Annotated in this window: 14 protein-coding genes and 1 pseudogene; 3 read left to right on the forward strand and 12 right to left on the reverse strand. The window is 74.0% G+C overall.

The genetic code is table 11. The features are described 5' to 3' along the window. The first annotated feature begins 32 nt into the window (after positions 1–32). The 3 genes from OHS82_RS20000 to OHS82_RS20010 all read left to right on the forward strand — a co-directional run bounded on the left by OHS82_RS20000 (position 33) and on the right by OHS82_RS20010 (position 2,994). Entirely contained in the window at positions 33–926 is an 894-nt protein-coding gene (locus OHS82_RS20000) for an ABC transporter ATP-binding protein (RefSeq protein ID WP_328434235.1), read from the forward strand. Further along, the gene (locus OHS82_RS20005; RefSeq protein WP_107105185.1) at positions 923–2,506 is read left to right on the forward strand and encodes an ABC transporter permease; all 1,584 of its coding nucleotides are present in this window, start codon (positions 923–925) and stop codon (positions 2,504–2,506) included. Before OHS82_RS20000 ends, OHS82_RS20005 begins: the two co-directional genes overlap by 4 nt. A 215-nt stretch (positions 2,507–2,721) precedes the next feature. Further along, positions 2,722–2,994 (forward strand): hypothetical protein, encoded by a 273-nt coding sequence (locus tag OHS82_RS20010; RefSeq protein WP_199863754.1) that lies wholly within the window; start codon positions 2,722–2,724, stop codon positions 2,992–2,994. Here OHS82_RS20010 and OHS82_RS20015 read toward each other — a convergent pair. The 12 genes and pseudogenes from OHS82_RS20015 to OHS82_RS20070 form a co-directional block, all read right to left on the reverse strand. Further along, positions 2,977–4,194, reverse strand: a complete 1,218-nt coding sequence (locus OHS82_RS20015) for a cytochrome P450 (RefSeq protein WP_057577898.1) — start codon at positions 4,192–4,194, stop codon at positions 2,977–2,979. The genes OHS82_RS20010 and OHS82_RS20015 overlap by 18 nt on opposite strands. Positions 4,195–4,433: 239 nt before the next feature. After that, a complete protein-coding gene (locus tag OHS82_RS20020; RefSeq protein ID WP_057577899.1) occupies positions 4,434–5,102 on the reverse strand; it encodes a response regulator in 669 nt (222 codons plus the stop codon). Then, positions 5,099–6,490 carry a sensor histidine kinase gene (locus OHS82_RS20025; RefSeq protein ID WP_107105198.1) on the reverse strand — a complete coding sequence of 464 codons (1,392 nt, stop codon included), beginning with the start codon at positions 6,488–6,490 and terminating at the stop codon, positions 5,099–5,101. The genes OHS82_RS20020 and OHS82_RS20025 overlap by 4 nt, the downstream gene beginning before the upstream one ends. 125 nt (positions 6,491–6,615) lie before the next feature. Further along, a pseudogene (locus tag OHS82_RS20030) lies at positions 6,616–6,932 on the reverse strand (response regulator transcription factor); the annotation flags it as partial. A 40-nt stretch (positions 6,933–6,972) separates the two neighbouring features. Continuing rightward, on the reverse strand, positions 6,973–7,161 hold the full coding sequence (locus tag OHS82_RS20035) for a hypothetical protein (RefSeq protein WP_157876330.1): 189 nt from the start codon (positions 7,159–7,161) through the stop codon (positions 6,973–6,975). A gap of 10 nt (positions 7,162–7,171) precedes the next feature. After that, positions 7,172–8,404 carry an acyltransferase family protein gene (locus OHS82_RS20040; protein ID WP_328434236.1) on the reverse strand — a complete coding sequence of 411 codons (1,233 nt, stop codon included), beginning with the start codon at positions 8,402–8,404 and terminating at the stop codon, positions 7,172–7,174. Next, the gene (locus tag OHS82_RS20045; protein ID WP_328436084.1) at positions 8,397–9,347 is read right to left on the reverse strand and encodes an alpha/beta hydrolase; all 951 of its coding nucleotides are present in this window, start codon (positions 9,345–9,347) and stop codon (positions 8,397–8,399) included. The genes OHS82_RS20040 and OHS82_RS20045 overlap by 8 nt, the downstream gene beginning before the upstream one ends. A gap of 355 nt (positions 9,348–9,702) precedes the next feature. Continuing rightward, a complete protein-coding gene (locus OHS82_RS20050) occupies positions 9,703–10,584 on the reverse strand; it encodes an alpha/beta hydrolase family protein (RefSeq protein WP_057577902.1) in 882 nt (293 codons plus the stop codon). A 369-nt stretch (positions 10,585–10,953) separates the two neighbouring features. Further along, on the reverse strand, positions 10,954–12,138 hold the full coding sequence (gene kynU, locus OHS82_RS20055; RefSeq protein WP_057577903.1) for a kynureninase: 1,185 nt from the start codon (positions 12,136–12,138) through the stop codon (positions 10,954–10,956). Next, positions 12,131–12,976, reverse strand: a complete 846-nt coding sequence (locus OHS82_RS20060; protein ID WP_328434237.1) for a tryptophan 2,3-dioxygenase family protein — start codon at positions 12,974–12,976, stop codon at positions 12,131–12,133. The genes kynU and OHS82_RS20060 overlap by 8 nt, the downstream gene beginning before the upstream one ends. Before the next feature lie 240 nt (positions 12,977–13,216). Further along, positions 13,217–13,630, reverse strand: coding sequence for a DUF3151 domain-containing protein (locus OHS82_RS20065; RefSeq protein WP_057577905.1), 414 nt, complete (start codon positions 13,628–13,630; stop codon positions 13,217–13,219). A gap of 61 nt (positions 13,631–13,691) precedes the next feature. Next, on the reverse strand, positions 13,692–15,158 hold the full coding sequence (locus OHS82_RS20070; protein ID WP_328434238.1) for an MFS transporter: 1,467 nt from the start codon (positions 15,156–15,158) through the stop codon (positions 13,692–13,694). Between the last annotated feature and the right edge of the window lie 94 nt (positions 15,159–15,252).

Below are 15,252 nucleotides of genomic sequence, written 5' to 3' on the forward strand. Positions count from 1 at the left end.
CAAATTTCTGAAAGCAGCGTACGTTCAGCCTCATGACGAAGGCCATCACGGTGTCCGGACTGCACAAGTCCTTCGGCCGCACCCACGCGCTCGACGGACTCGACCTGGAGGTCGAGGCCGGGGAGGTGCACGGCTTCCTCGGCCCCAACGGCGCCGGCAAGTCCACCGCCATCCGCGTCCTGCTGGGCCTGCTGCGCGCCGACTCGGGCGCCGCGCAGATCCTCGGCCGCGACCCGTGGAAGGACGCGGTCGAGGCGCACCGGCGCATCGCCTACGTGCCCGGCGACGTGACCCTGTGGCGCAACCTCTCCGGCGGCGAGGTCATCGACCTGTACGGACGACTGCGCGGCGGCGGCCTCGACGCCGCCCGCCGCGCCGAGCTGATCGACCGCTTCGAACTGGACCCCACCAAGAAGGGCCGCACCTACTCGAAGGGCAACCGCCAGAAGGTCGCCCTGGTCGCCGCCTTCGCCTCGGACGTCGACCTCCTCATCCTGGACGAGCCGACGTCCGGCCTGGACCCCCTGATGGAGGAGGTCTTCCAGCGCTGCGTGACGGAGGAACGCGACCGGGGCCGGACGATCCTGCTGTCCTCCCACATCCTCAGCGAGGTCGAGGAGCTGTGCGACCGCGTCAGCATCATCCGCAAGGGCCGCACGGTGGAGACCGGCTCGCTGGCCGACCTGCGTCATCTGACCCGCACCAGCGTGACCGCCGAACTCGCGGGCGCCCCCGACGGGTTGGCGCACCTGCCGGGCGTGCACGGCCTGGAGGTGCACGGCAGACGGGTCCGCCTCCAGGTCGACACCGACCGACTCGACGCCGTGGTGAAGTCGTTGAGCGCGTCGGGCGTACGGTCGCTGACGTCGACTCCGCCGACGCTCGAGGAACTGTTCCTGCGGCACTACCAGGAGACCGCACAGTGACGATCCTCGCCGCGCCCCAACTCGCCGGCACCGGAACGCTGCTGCGTTTCGCGCTCCGCCGCGACCGGCTGCTGATCCCCGTCTGGGTCGCCGTGACCGCCCTGATGGTGCTGTCCATGCCCACCAGCCTCGAGGGCCTGTACGACACCCCCGCCGCCCGGGCCGACCTGCTGCGGCAGATGGACGCCAACTCCTCCCTCCGCGCCCTGATCGGCCCCGTCTTCGACGACTCGATCGGCGCGCTGACGGCCTGGCGGGTCGGCGTGTACGCCGCCGCCCTCGCCGCGGTGACGAGCCTGCTCGTCGTCGTGCGGCACACCCGCGACGAGGAGGAGAGCGGCCGTCAGGAGCTGATCGCCTCCGGCATGGTCGGGCGGCGCGCCTCCCTGACGGCGGCCCTGCTCGCGGCTGCCGTCGCCAACGCCGCCCTGGGTCTGCTGGTGACGGCGGGCCTCGCCGGTCGAGGGGCGGCGGGCGCCGTCGCGTTCGGCCTCGGCCTGGCCGGGGCGGGCATGCTGTTCGCGACGACCGCGGCGATCGTCGCCCAGCTGACGCAGAGCGCACGGCTGGCGCGCGGACTGACGGCGGCGGCCCTCGGCGCGGCCTTCGTCCTGCGGGCCGCGGGCGACTCCGCGACGGACGACGGCTCGTCGCCGCTGACCTGGCTCTCGCCGCTCGGCTGGCTGGAGAACCTGCGGGCCTTCGCGGACGAACGGTGGTGGGTGCTGGGCCTGTTCGCGGCGGCGATCCTCGCACAGGGCGCGCTGGCCTACGGCCTGGCCGGCCGCCGGGACGTCGGCATGAGCTTCCTGCCGACCCTCCCCGGACCCCCCACCGGACGGCTCGGCAGCGCCTTCTCCCTGGCCTGGCGGCTGCAGCGGGGCGGGGTCCTGGGCTGGAGCGTCGGCTTCCTCCTCGCCGGCGTCGTCTACGGCGGCCTGACCGAGGGCGCCGCCGACCTGGTCGGCGACAACGACAGGGCCCGCGAGATCATCGAGCGGATGGGCGGGCAGTCCGGGCTGACGAACGCGTTCCTCGCCTCGATGATCGGCATGCTCGGGCTGATCGCGTCCCTCTTCGTCGTCGCGTCCGTGCTCCGGCTGCACGGCGAGGAGACCTCGGGCCGCGCGGAACCCGTGCTCGCGAACGCGGTGGGACGGCTGCGCTGGGCCGCCGGGCATCTGGCGATCGCCTTCGGCGGCGCGGCCCTCATCATGCTCCTGGCCGGCCTCGGCTTCGCGGCGGGCTACGGCAGGCAGACCCTCCCGGTCCTGGGCGCCTGCCTGGTGCAGCTGCCCGCGGTGTGGACGGTCGGCGCCCTGACAGTCGTCCTGTACGGATGGGCTCCGCGGCTGGCCCCGGCCGGCTGGGGCGTGGCCGCCGCGATCCTGCTCCTCGGCTGGATCGGCCCGGCCCTGAACGCGCCGTCGGCGATCCTGGACCTCTCGCCCTTCGCCCACCTGCCGAAGCTGCCCGGCGGCGAGATGGAGTGGGGGCCGGTGCTGGTCCTGCTGCTGTCGGCGCTCGCCCTGACCGCCGCCGGCCTGACCGGACTACGACGTCGAGACCTGACCACCTGACCCGTCCACCACAGTGACGGCGCCGCAGCGGAGGCAGGGGCGGCGGCGGCCGGCCGAGGCGGTGGCCGGGACGGCGGCTACGACGGCTGAGGCGGGGCTGGGGCCGGGGCGGGGCACAGTGGTTCACCGTGGGCGGGTCGGCGGCGGCGAACCGGAACGGAGGCTGCGGCGTCCCCCTGTGCATGGGGCGAAGGGCAGTGGGGTGCGGCGGGTGCGTGATCTCGGTGGCGAGCGCGCTGACGGCCGTCTCCCTGTGGCTCGCCTCGGACCGCACGCGGATCCACCTGGGCAACGGCTTCGAGCAGCAGAGCATGGATCTCAGCGTGCTGTTCACCGAGCTCCCGCTCGTGTTCCTCGCGGGAGCCGCCCTGCCGGTTCTCGCCTACACGGTCGTCGCCGGCCTGCTGCACGACCGGCAGGACCGGCGCGACCGACGCGACCGACGCCGCGGGCTCGCGCCGCGCGGCAGGTCAGACGGTGACGGGTAGGCCCTCCAGACCCCGGATCACGAAGTTCGGCTTGCGTCGCGGCTCCGCCGCCGGAGCCAGCCCCGGGGCCCGTTCCAGCAGGGCCGTCATCGACGCGGCGAGCTCGATGCGGGCCAGCGGCGCGCCGATGCAGTAGTGGATGCCCGCGCTGAAGGAGATGTGCGGGTTGTCGACCCGGGTGAGGTCCAGCCGTTCGGGCTCGGCGAACACCGCGGGATCGTGGTTCGCCGACCCGAAGAGCATCGCGATCTCGGCCCCCCGCGGCACGGTGATCCCGTCGATCTCGATGTCGTCCAGCACCCACCGCTCGAACAGCTGCAGCGGGGTGTCGTACCGCATCAGCTCCTCGACGGCGGAAGGCACCAGCGAGGGGTCGGCGCGCAGCGCGGCCAGCTGCCCGGGGTTGCGGAACAGCGCCCACCATCCGTTGACGGTGGCGTTGACGGTCGCCTCGTGACCGGCGTTCAGCAGCAGCACCGCCGTCGAGATCATCTCCTGCTCGGTGAGCCGGTCGCCCTCGTCGTGCGCCGCGATGAGCCCGGAGATGAGATCGTCCCCCGGCTCCTTGCGCCGCTCGGCGATCAGCTCGCGCAGATAGGCGGTGAACTCGACGGAAGCCCGCACGGCCTTCGCCGCGGTCTCCTCCGACGGGTTCAGCTCGTACATCCCGCAGATGTCCGCCGACCAGGGCCGCAACGGCCCCCGGTCCGCCTCCGGGATCCCCAGCATCTCCGCGATCACGGCCACCGGCAGCGGCTCGGCGACGTCGCTCAGCAGATCGCCGCCGCCCGCCCGCACCAGTCCGTCCACCAGCTCGCCGGCCAGCCTGTGCACGTACGGCTTCAGCCGCTCCACCGTGCGCGGGGTGAACGCCTTCGACACCAGCCGCCGGATCCGGGTGTGGTCCGGCGGCTCCAGGTCGAGCATCCCGTGGTCGTTCAGCGTGTGGAACGGCTCCTGCTCGGCGGGCGGCGCGGTCCGCCCGAACTCCTCGTGCGTGAACCTGTGCTGGTACGTGCGCCCCAGCCGCCGGTCCCGCAGCAGGGCCGACACGTCGGCGTGCCCCGGCACGAGCCACTGGCCGGTGGGCTCGTAGTAGATCACCCGCCCGCGCTCTCGCAGCTCGGCGTAGGCCGGGTACGGGTCCGCCACGAACGCGGGGTCCCAGGGGTCGAACGAGAGGTCGTCAGCTGCTGCCATGGACGGACGCTAGCCCGTGGACCGGCGTCCTGACCAGGGGGTCCTGACCGTGCGCTCCTCCGCCGGGGGAGATCGACGATGATCGACGAGCCGTGCCGCCCGCCCGTCGCGGTCGGTGGGCCGGGCAGCCGCGAAGGCGGGGCCGAGGACCTGAGGGCCGGGCGGCCAGAGGCCTATGAGCCGGTGGGCCGATGAACCGGAGGCCGGTGAGCCGGTGAGCCGGTGAGTCGGTGAGTCGGCTATCCCGGTGTCACCAGTCTTGCCTCGTAGGCGAACACCGCCGCCTGGGTGCGGTCCCGCAGGCCCAGCTTCACCAGGATTCTGCTCACGTGCGTCTTGATGGTCGACTCCGCCACCACCAGCCGCTCGGCGATCTCCGCGTTCGACAGTCCCTGGGCGATGAGGACCAGGACCTCCGTCTCCCGTTCGGTCAGGTCGCCGTAGGACGCCTGGAGGGCCGCGCGGACCGACCCCGGGGTGTCCGACAGTTTGGAGAACTCCGTGATCAGACGCCTGGTGACGGAAGGGGCGAGCAGCGCCTCGCCGGCCGCCACCACCCGCACGCCGTCCGCCAGCTGGCGGGCCGAGGCGTCCTTCAGGAGGAAGCCGGAGGCTCCCGCGCGGAGCGCCTGGTAGACGTACTCGTCCAGGTCGAAGGTGGTCAGGACGAGGACCTTCGCCGAGCCGTCGGCGGCGACGATCTCCCGCGTCGCCTCGATGCCGTTCAACTCCGGCATGCGGATGTCCATCAGGACCACGTCGGGGGCCAGCTCGCGGACCCGGTGCACCGCCTCCCGGCCGTTCACCGCCTCGCCCACCACCTCGATGTCCGGCATCGCGTTCAGCAGGACCGAGAAGCCCTCGCGGACCATCATCTGGTCGTCGGCGATCAGTACCCGGATCGTCATGCCCCACCCTCGCCCCGAGAAGGCGCGGCGGCGGAGGTCTCCGTGGACGCCGGCACCGGCAGGAACACCGTCACCTCGTACCCTCCCTCGCGCGTCGCCTCGGCCGTCATCTCGCCGTTCAGCATCGTGACCCGCTCCCGCATGCCCGTGATGCCGTGGCCGGCGCCGGGCGAGGGCTTGATCAGGGCCGGGTTGGGCGGAGCGCCGTTGACGATCCGCAGACCGAGCCCGCCCAGAACGTACCCGACCTCCACCCGGGCGCTCGCGCCGGGCGCGTGACGGAGCGTGTTGCTCAGCGCCTCCTGGACGATCCGGTACGCCGACAGCTCCACCCCCTGCGGCAGCTCGCGCACCGCCCCCGTGACCGCCTTCTCCACCTCCAGGCCGGCCTCCCGCACATTGGCTATGAGCGCGTCCAGCTCGGCGAGCGTGGGCTGCGGGGCGTCCGGGACGTCGTAGTCCTCGGCGCGGACCACGCCCAGCACCCGGCGCAGCTCGGTGAGCGCGGCCACCGCGTTCTCCCGGATGGTCGCGAAGGCCTTCTCCAGCTCCGGCGGCGGGTTCTCCACCCGGTAGGGGGCGGCCTCCGCCTGAATGGCGACCACCGACATGTGGTGGGCGACCACGTCGTGCAGCTCACGGGCGATCGTGGTGCGCTCCTCCAGAAGCGTGCGCCGGGACCGTTCGTGCGCGGTCACCGTCTGCTGGGCCGTGACCTCCTGCTCGGCCTGCCGGCGGATGTGCCACACGGTGACGGCGAGCAGCAGGATCGCGGAGAAGACCAGCATGGACGCGGTGTTCGTGACGTAGTGGTCCCAGCTGAAGAGGGTCTCGGCGAAGAATCCGTAGATCGCCGTGAGCAGCCACATCCACGCCGCCGTGCGCGGCCGGGTGCGTATCGCCACGACCGTGAGGACCACCAGGTGGGAGACGTAGCTGCCGGGCAGCCACGGCCAGTTCCCGTACGTCGTGCCGAGCAGGGCGACCGCCGATGTCGAGGCCAGCGACAGCCAGAACGCCCCGACCGGCCGTACCAGCGTCATCAGCACCGGCGCCAGGACGAGCAGGCCGGTCAGGAAGCCCAGCAGGCCCCCGCCGCCGTCCGCGAAGGCGATCAGGGCGGCCAGCGCGCCGCCCGCCGCGACCACCGTGTGCCGCGACCAGGCCGCGTACTCGCGCTTGCGGCCCTTCCAGTTGCGGGCGAGCCGGCCGGCCTCCTCCTTGCGGGGCAGCGGGCGGTAGGCGAAGGCGTCGTCGAACAGGTCTCGTCGCAGGCCGCGCAGGGCGTCCATCGCCGCCCGGAACTCCGGGCTGCGCGGCCGGTAGGCCTCGAAGGAGTCGTCCGGGTCGCCGGGGGGCGTGCTGTGCGTCTGCGTCGTCTCGGTCACGATGAAAACGGTAGGCGCACCGAGGGGCGCGGTCGTCACCAGTGAGAGGGGTTCCGGCGGATCCCTCTCAAGTACTACGGGTCCGGGCGTCCGCCGACACGGGCCCGAGAGGGCCGGGTGCCGCCTCAGTACCCGGCCGGCCTGACCAGCCCCGACTCGTACGCGAACACCGCCGCCTGGGTGCGGTCGCGCAGCCCCAGTTTCACCAGGATGCGGCCCACGTGCGTCTTCACGGTCTGCTCGGCGACGACGAGGTGCTGCGCGATCTCGGCGTTCGACAGGCCCTGAGCGATCAGGGCGAGCACCTCCGTCTCGCGCTCCGTGAGATCACCGACCCGCTCCTTCAGGGGGCCCGCGGCCGGTCGTCGAGGCGGGAGAACTCGGCGATCAGCTTGCGGGTGATCACCGGGGCGAGGAGGGCGTCGCCGGCCGCCACAGGGCGAGGACGACGGCCGCGCCCTGCGCGAACCCGACCAGCACGCTCAGCTCCGTGCCCAGGCGGTAGTGGCCCATCTGGTGCCCGTGGCGGCCAGGGCGACGGCGAGCGCGGCCCAGCACACCACCACGATCCCGGGCAGCCGCAGCTTGCGGAGGTGGCGTCCGCGCGCCGACGGCGAGGCGGCGCCACGGTCCGCGCGGACCGGTGCCCTGTCGCTCCCTTTGCCGTTCACGGGCCCAACCCTAGGCACTGCGGGCCGCCTTCGGTTCCGGCCGGTGGGAGCGGTGGTGGACGCGGACCACCGTGGAACGGCGGCCACGGGAGCGGCGACCCCGGGAACGGCGGGTCCCGTGCTCCAGTCCGTGGAACGCCGCCCAGCACACCACCAGCGCCAGAGCGAAGACCGGCAGCCACAGCAGGCGGGCCGCGACCCAGTCCAGCCCGTCGGGAACCGTGTGCAGGCCGGGCAGACGCCCCGCCGTCAGGGCGGTCGCGGTCGTCGCCATCATGGCCGTCTGGTGCCAGAGGAACACCGTCATCGCGGAGAGGTTGACCAGGGCCACCGCCGCCCAGGCCACGGGCCGCCGCATGGCCCGGCGCAGCCGGTCGCGCAGCAGCAGGGCGAGCCCGCACTGGGCGAGGCCGAAGGCGACGGCGGCCAGGGTCGGCGGGTTGAGGTTGGACACCGCCGCGCCGGGCACGCCCACCATCGACGCCGGATAGCCGGCCCAGCGCACGAGCACCGCCGCGGCCACCGCCCCGCCGACGAGCAGCGTCCAGCCCGCTCGGGGGCGCTCCAGCTCGCCCCGGGTCCACGCCGCGCCCAGGGAGTACGGCACCAGCCAGCCCACCCCCAGGTTCACCCAGCCGAGCCACGCAGGGCCGCCCAGGCCGAAGCGCACCAGATCCACATGGAGGACGACCGCCAGCGGCCACAGCGGGTTCAGCCGGGTCACCAGCGGGGTCGCCGCCGTCAGCACGGCGAAGACCAGCAGGAACCACAGCGGTGACAGCGCCAGCTTGACCACGGTGTGCACAGTGACGAAGGACGCGCCCCCCAGCAGGAGGCCGGCCGCCGCCACCGTCCACACCGCCGCCACCGCGGTGACCGGGACGAACAGGCGGCCCAGACGGGCCCTCAGCCACGTGCCGTAGCCATCGCCCCGGGCCCGCGCGGAGGCGAGGCTCCTCGTCGCCACATGGCCGCCCACCATGAAGAACACGGCGAGCGTCTGGAACGTCCACGACACCGGGGCGAGCCACGGCATGGCGGCCAGGGGGCTGGCGGCGCGCAGGGAGCCGCCGTCGGCGACGAGCGCCGTGACCAGCCAGTGGCCGAGGACGACGCCGACGATGGCGAGGGCCCGCAGCGCGTCCACGGCCCGGTCGCGCTGCGGGGGCGTCGCGCCGTCGATGCGGGCGGCGGCCCGCCGCAGGGCCGGCCCCGGTCGCCGCTTCCGCTGGGTGTCAGGCACGGGTCACCTCCGAGGTCGCGCCGAGGACGATCCGGGCGATGTTGGCCAGTGAGACCGAGCCCGGTCTGAAGTAGTCGCTGTGGCCGCCCGGCCCGGCCGCGAAGACGCGTGCTCCGAACGACGGGGACAGCGGGTCGGCGCCGAAACCGACGGTCGTGCCGAACAGGTCGGCGCTGACGTGCGGGACGTCCGCCACCCAGTCGTCGCCGCCGCGGGCCGCCCAGACCCGCGCCCGGGTGTGCAGGTCCGCGGCCGAGGCCGCGCCCGTGCCGGGGCTGCCGAGCAGCACGAGGTCGCTCACGTCCAGACGGGGGGCGGCGCGGCCGCACACGACCGTGCCGTACGAGTGACACAGAAGGGTGACGCGGGTGTTCGGGCCGGTGACGGCGGCCAGCCCGGTCAGGAACGCCCGGAGGCCGGGGACCGCCTCCTCGGCGCGGGCCGGGGTGAGCACGGTGGCGCTGACCGTGCCGGGGGTCGTGTAGCCGAGCCAGGCCACCACCGCCGTCCGGCCGCCGCCCCCGGACCCGGACCGGCCTGCCTGCCCGGCCTGCCGGGTGAGTCGGTCGTGCAGGGCGGCCGCCTGGGCGTGGAAGCGTTCGTAGGTGTCCAGGGAGGTGTCGGAGCCCGGCACCAGGACGGCGACTCGGTCGGCGTGCGCGAGGTCTCCGAACACCTCGACCGCCCGGCCGGGTCCGCGGCCGTCGAAGGAGAGCAGTCTGCGGGACGGGGCGGACAGCGCCCGCTCGGCGGCCGCACGGTGACGGTCGCCGTGGTCGGCGGCCATCCGGGAGGCCAGCGCGGCGTTGGCCCGGTGGGCGGCGTAGGTCCGCTCCAGCGTCGCCGCCGTCACCACGGGGAGGGCCGCCGGGGCCGGTGCCGGGATGCGCGGCCGGGCCGCGGCGGCGACGAGGGGGACGACCACGGCGGCGGTGACGAGCATGGCCAGCAGGGCACGGACCCAGCGCCGCCCCCAGGCCGTTGCACCCGATCCGGCCGTTGCACCCGAGGCCGCCGCTCCGCCCGAGGCCGCCGCCCCGCCCGGCGCGGTCACGCCGCTCCGGGCCGTCGCCCCGTCCCGGTCTCCTCCGCGCCGCCGTCCGCCCGCACCCAGCTCAGCCATCCCGTCCCTCCCCCGCCATGCGCCCGGTCATCGGGCCCTGCCGAATGGGAAGTTACGGATCGAGACGTGTCGTTCGCGTCCCACCCGGGAGCTGTCTTGCGACGTAGCTCTCAGGTACTACGGGTACGACACCTACGGGGTACACACCGCCGCACGACTGGCTGAACTCGCCTGTTCACCAAGCTAGTTGGGCGATCTCCTCCGCCACCACCGCGCACGCGTCCGCCGCCGGGTCGATCAGCGGGAAGTGGCCGACGTCCTCGAGGAGGGTCAGGCCCACCACCTCGCCCGCCTTCGCCGCCGCGTCCGCGTAGGCCTCGGCGACCGCCTGCGGGACGACCTCGTCGGCACGACCCTGCACCAGCGCGGTCGCGACGCCCGTGGGCAGCAGGAGCGCGGGGTCGGCGTAGGGCTGACGCGCCTCGAAGTGCTCGTCGCCGCCCAGGAGTTGGCGGGCCGCACCACCGCACACGTCCAGTTTCCCGGCGACCTCGAAGTCGGCGATCGGGGCCAGTGCGACGACGCCCCGCAGCGAGGTCGGGTCGCCGGTGCGCCAGGGCGCGTCGGCGGGCAGCAGATGCCGGGCCGCCGCCCACAGCGCGAGATGGCCGCCGGCCGAGTGGCCGGTCAGCACCGTACGGCGCGCGTCGGCCTGCGGCACGGCCGTCCGGGCGAGAGCGGGCAGCGCGTCGAGGGCGGCGGCCACGTCGTCGAAGGTCTCGGGCCAGCGCCCGGCGACCTGAGCCGCGCCCGGGTCCGAACTCCCCTCCCCGCGCCGGTACTCGACGTTGGCGACCGCGAAGCCGCGCCGGGCCAGATAGCCCGCGAACGGCGTGATGTGCCGCCGGTCGTAGGGTGCCCGCCAGGCCCCGCCGTGCAGCACGACGACGAGCGGGACCGGACCGCCCGGGCCGGCCTCCGTACGCGGGACGTAGAAGTCGATCACCTGGTCGGGGTGGTCGCCGTACGCCGCGGTGACGTCGGGCTCGACGGGCGGATGCGCGAAGGCCGACGCCTCCTCGGCGGCGGCCCGGGCTGCGACAACGTCGTCCGGCATGCTCCAACCTCTCAGCGGCGAAGAAGATTTGGCGGACCAGGAGAGAATTCGGCCGTTGGCCGGGACGGTATCAGGCCCGTGACGTGCGCGGACACGCGGATGTCACGCACGGTGAGAGGTAAACGGTTCTGCTGTTCCGTCACCCCGGCAGGCCCGCCCGCCGGGAAACCCCCAGGGCGTACCCCTAGGTACGCCCTGGAGACCCGGCCGGTTCAGCCGACCGGGTCACACGGCCAGGTCAGTGCGACTTCTCCGCCGTGGCAGCGCGCCTCCTCCGCCGGGTCCGCTCAATTCCCCCGCCAGGGCGGCACGGTCGCCCTGGAAGGGCTGCGCAGTCACCCCGCCAGGGCAGCGCCGCCCTCCGCCGGGTCAGCCCAGTTCCCGCGCCAGCGTCCGCGCCGCCCGCTCCACGTCCGCGAACCCGACGTACAGCGGGGTGAAGCCGAACCGGAGCACGTCCGGGCTGCGGAAGTCGCCGACGACCCCGCGCTCGATCAGCCGCTTCATGACGTCCCCGGCGTCCTCGCAGCGCAGCGCCACCTGGCTGCCGCGCTCCTCGTGAGGCACCGGAGTCAGCGACTCGACCCGCCCCTCGGGGACGTAGGCGGCGACGCACTCCAGGAAGAAGTCCGTCAGGGCCAGCGACTTGGCGCGCACCGCCGCGATCGACACGCCGTCCCAGACCTCGAGGGCGGCCTCCAGCGCGAGCATCGACAGGATGTCGGGGGTGCCCACGCGCCCGCGCGCTGCGCCCGCCGCCGGCTCGTACGTCTCCCGCATCCCGAAGGGCTCGGCGTGCGAGTTCCAGCCGGGCAGCGGGGAGTCGAAGCGGTCCTGGAGACCGTGTCGGACGTACAGGTAGGCCGGCGAACCGGGGCCGCCGTTCAGGTACTTGTAGGTGCAGCCGACCGCGAGGTCCACACCGTGCTCGTCGAGGCCGACGGGCAGTGCGCCCGCGCTGTGGCACAGGTCCCACACCGAGACCGCGCCCGCCGCGCGCACGGCGGCGGTGAGCGAGGGCAGGTCGTGCAGCCGGCCCGTGCGGTAGTCGACGTGGTTGAGCAACACGGCGGCCGTCCGCCCGGACAGCGCCTGCGGGACCTCTCCCGGGTGCACCGGGCGCAGCGTGCGGCCGGTCAGCCGGGCCGCCGACGCGGCGATGTAGCCGTCGGTGGGGAAGGTGGCGGCGTCGACGAGGATCTCGTCGCGGGCGTCGTCCACCAGGCGCACCGCGCCCACCAGCGCCTTGAGGACGTTGACGCTCGTCGAGTCGCCGACCACGATCTGTCCGGCCGCAGCCCCCACCAGCGGGGCGATCCGGTCGCCGATCCGCTCGGGCGCCGTCCACCAGCCGCTCTCGTCCCAGGAACGGATCTTCATCGCGCCCCACTGGCGGCGCACGACGTCCTCGACCCGGCCGGGGACGGACCGCGGGAGCGCGCCCAGCGAGTTGCCGTCCAGGTAGACGCCGTCGTCGAGCACGAACTGGGCGCGCTTGAAGGCCAGTTCGTCGCCCGCATCCAGCTGCTGTGCGGTGCTTGCGAGGTCAGACATGGGACCTCGCCGTCCACAGCTCGGGGAAGACGTTCTTCTGGGCGCGCTTCTCCAGCCAGGCCACCCCGGCCGAGCCGCCGGTGCCCGCCTTGGCGCCCATCGCGCGACGGGTGGCGACGAGGTGGTCGTTGCGCCAGCGCCACACCAGCTCGGCGACGTCCGTCAGCGCCTCGCCCAGCCGGGCGACCTCGTCGGACTCGTCGCCCGCGTACACGGCCGTCCACACCGCCTCGACCTCCGCGGAGGGCTCGTAGCGCCCGGAGACGTCGCGCTCCAGGACGGAGGCGGGGATCGCGTGGCCGCGACGGGCCAGCAGCCGCAGCACCTCGTCGTACAGGCTCGGCTCGTGCAGCGCCTTCTCCAGCTCGGCGTGCACGCGCGGCGCGGCGCGGTGCGGGACCAGCATGGACGCGGACTTGTCGCCGAGCAGGAACTCCATGCGGCGGTACATCGCGGACTGGAAGCCGGAGCCCTCGCCGAGCGCCGAGCGGTACGAGTTGAACTGCGCGGGGGTCAGCTGGGCGAGCGGCCGCCAGGACGCGTTGAGCGCCTCCAGCTCACGGACCGAACGCTTCAGCGCGTCGACCGCCACCGGCACCCGGTCCTCGCGGAGCGCCTGCGCCGCGGTCTCCCACTCGTGGACGATGACCGTGAACCACAGCTCCATCACCTGGGTCGTGACCAGGAAGACCATCTCTCCGGGGTCGTCGGAGAGGGTGTGCTGGAGGTGGGTGAGCACGTCCGCCTTGACGTAGTCCTCGTACGGCGTCGTGCCGGCGAAGTCGAGATGCGGGGTCTCGGGCTCCGAAGCCTCGTGGGGCTGAGCCTGCTGGGACATCGCTGTCTCCTGTTGTACTCCGGGTAGCGGTCCGCCCCTGCCGTTACCGACACGGGGGCCCCGGTCCCCACGGCCACATAGTGCGCAATGGCATCCCGAAAACGCAAGGCCCGTCCGGTCACACCGGACGGGCCGTGTCCGAACACACGGACGAACACGCAGATGAGCGGCTGTCCTGGATCCAGCCCGGGGCCCGGCCCGGGATCGAGCCCAGGGTCCAGCCCGGGGCTGGCCCGGGGTCTAGCCCAGGGTCTGGGCGGCCGTCGGGGAGGAGTCCTTGAGGAACTGCGAGCAGCGCTCGTACTCCTCCTGCTCGCCGATCGCCTGCGCCGCACGCGCGAGGGCGTGCAGGGCCCGCAGGAAGCCACGGTTCGGCTCGTGCTCCCAGGGCACCGGTCCGTGCCCCTTCCAGCCACTGCGCCGCAGGCTGTCGAGGCCGCGGTGGTACCCCGTACGGGCGTACGCGTACGACTCCACCACACTGCCCCGCTCGAACGCGTCGTCGGCGAGCCGGGCCCAGGCCAGCGAGGACGTCGGGTACTTCGCGGCGACGTCGGCGGGCGCCGTCCCGTTCGCGAGGAGCTCGCGCGGCTCGGGGTCGTCGGGCAGGTGGGTCGGGGGCGGTCCCCCGAGGAGGTTCTCGTGAATCGACATGGCTCCAGTCTCCTCCACTCCCCGCCCCGCGCCAGACGCCCGTGCGCCGCGCCGGTGCCCCCTACCCCAGTCGCTTGCGCGCCCGTTGTCCCTCCAGCGGCGGGGCCAGGACGCTGCCGTGCGTCCTGCACTCCGGCCTGCGGCAGTCCGGCGGCGGCCGCCGCACGGTGAGGAACGCCGTCAGCGAACCCGCGGCCAGCGCCGCCGCGCAGATCACCATCGCCCGCCCGAACGCCGCGTCGAAGGCGTCCGCCGAGCGGTACGTCTCCGGCCCCATGCCCGTCAGCAGGGGCAGCGCGGCGACCGCGACCAGGCCCGCCGCCCGCGCCGCCGCGTTGTTGACGCCGCTGGCCAGGCCGGCCCTGCTCACGTCCACCGAGGCCAGGACGGTCGCGGTCAGCGGGGCGACCAGCATCACCATGCCCAGGCCCAGGACGAGCACGGCGGGCAGCACGTCCCCGACATAGGAGGCGTCCGGTCCGACCCGCAGCATCAGCAGCATCCCGGCCGCGCACAGCAGCGGTCCGACGGTGAGCGGCAGACGCGGCCCGATCCGCTCGGCCAGCTCGCCGGAGCGCGCGGACAGCAGCAGCATCAGCAGGGTCGTCGGCAGCAGCGCCGTGCCGGCGCCGAGGGCCGACCAGCCCACCACCGTCTGCAGCTGCACCGCCGAGAGGAAGAAGAAGCCGCCGAAGGCCGCGTACACGCACAACGTGACCAGGTTGACGGCGGTGAACTGGCGTGAGGCGAAGACGTCCGTCGGCATCATCGGGTCCGGCCGCCGCCGCTCCACGACGACGAAGGCCGCCCCGGCCGCCACCCCGGCGACGCCCGCCGCCACGACGGCCGCCGAACCGCCGGGGGCCTCGATCAGCGCGTACGTCACCAGTGCGAGGGCGAGCGCCCCGAGCACCGCGCCGAGGACGTCGAACCGACCGTGCGCGAGCCGGTCCCGCGACTCGGGGACGTGCCGCAGCGCCACCGGCACGCACACCGCGGCCAGCGGCAGGTTCAGCAGGAACACCCACCGCCAGCCCGGACCGTCCACCAGCCAGCCGCCCAGGAACGGCCCGACGGCCGCGCCGACGCCCCCGAACCCCGACCACAGCCCCACCGCCCGCCCCCGGTCGTCGGGGTGGAAGGAGGCCTGGATGAGCGCGAGGGAGCCCGGGGTGAGGAGGGCGCCGCCGACGCCCTGCAGCGCCCGCGCGGCCACCAGCACGCCTGCGCTCGGGGCCAGCCCGCACAGCAGCGAGGCAGCGGCGAACCACACCACCCCCACCACGAACACCTTGCGCCGTCCGTAACGGTCGCCGAGGGAGCCGCCGAGCAGGATCAGCCCGGCCAGCGTCACCATGTACGCGTTGACGGTCCACTGCAGGGCTGCGAGGTCGGCGTCCAGGTCACGGCCGATGCGGGGCAGCGCCACGTTGACGACGGTCGAGTCCAGCATGGCCATGCTGGAGCCGAGCACGGTGGTGAGCAGGATCCATCTGCCGCGGGGTGAGGCCAGCCGGACGTCGGGCATGCCCCCAGGTATACAGCGAGCCCGGCGTGTCAGACAGCATGCTGACGAACGCCGGGCCCGGTGCACTGCGAGTCCGTGCGGCCCCGAGGGGACC

Origin of the sequence: Streptomyces sp. NBC_00425, from assembly GCF_036030735.1 — a bacterium.
Lineage (GTDB): Bacteria > Actinomycetota > Actinomycetes > Streptomycetales > Streptomycetaceae > Streptomyces.

Bases quoted from the DNA above. Each gene is read 5' to 3' on its own strand.
- OHS82_RS20000 (WP_328434235.1), top strand. From the start codon at position 33: ATGACGAAGGCCATCACGGTGTCCGGACTGCACAAGTCCTTCGGCCGC.
- OHS82_RS20015 (WP_057577898.1), bottom strand. From the start codon at position 4,194: ATGGCAGCAGCTGACGACCTCTCGTTCGACCCCTGGGACCCCGCGTTC.
- OHS82_RS20020 (WP_057577899.1), bottom strand. From the start codon at position 5,102: ATGACGATCCGGGTACTGATCGCCGACGACCAGATGATGGTCCGCGAG.
- OHS82_RS20045 (WP_328436084.1), bottom strand. From the start codon at position 9,347: ATGCTCGTCACCGCCGCCGTGGTCGTCCCCCTCGTCGCCGCCGCGGCC.
- OHS82_RS20050 (WP_057577902.1), bottom strand. From the start codon at position 10,584: ATGCCGGACGACGTTGTCGCAGCCCGGGCCGCCGCCGAGGAGGCGTCG.
- kynU (WP_057577903.1), bottom strand. From the start codon at position 12,138: ATGTCTGACCTCGCAAGCACCGCACAGCAGCTGGATGCGGGCGACGAA.
- OHS82_RS20060 (WP_328434237.1), bottom strand. From the start codon at position 12,976: ATGTCCCAGCAGGCTCAGCCCCACGAGGCTTCGGAGCCCGAGACCCCG.
- OHS82_RS20065 (WP_057577905.1), bottom strand. From the start codon at position 13,630: ATGTCGATTCACGAGAACCTCCTCGGGGGACCGCCCCCGACCCACCTG.
- OHS82_RS20070 (WP_328434238.1), bottom strand. From the start codon at position 15,158: ATGCCCGACGTCCGGCTGGCCTCACCCCGCGGCAGATGGATCCTGCTC.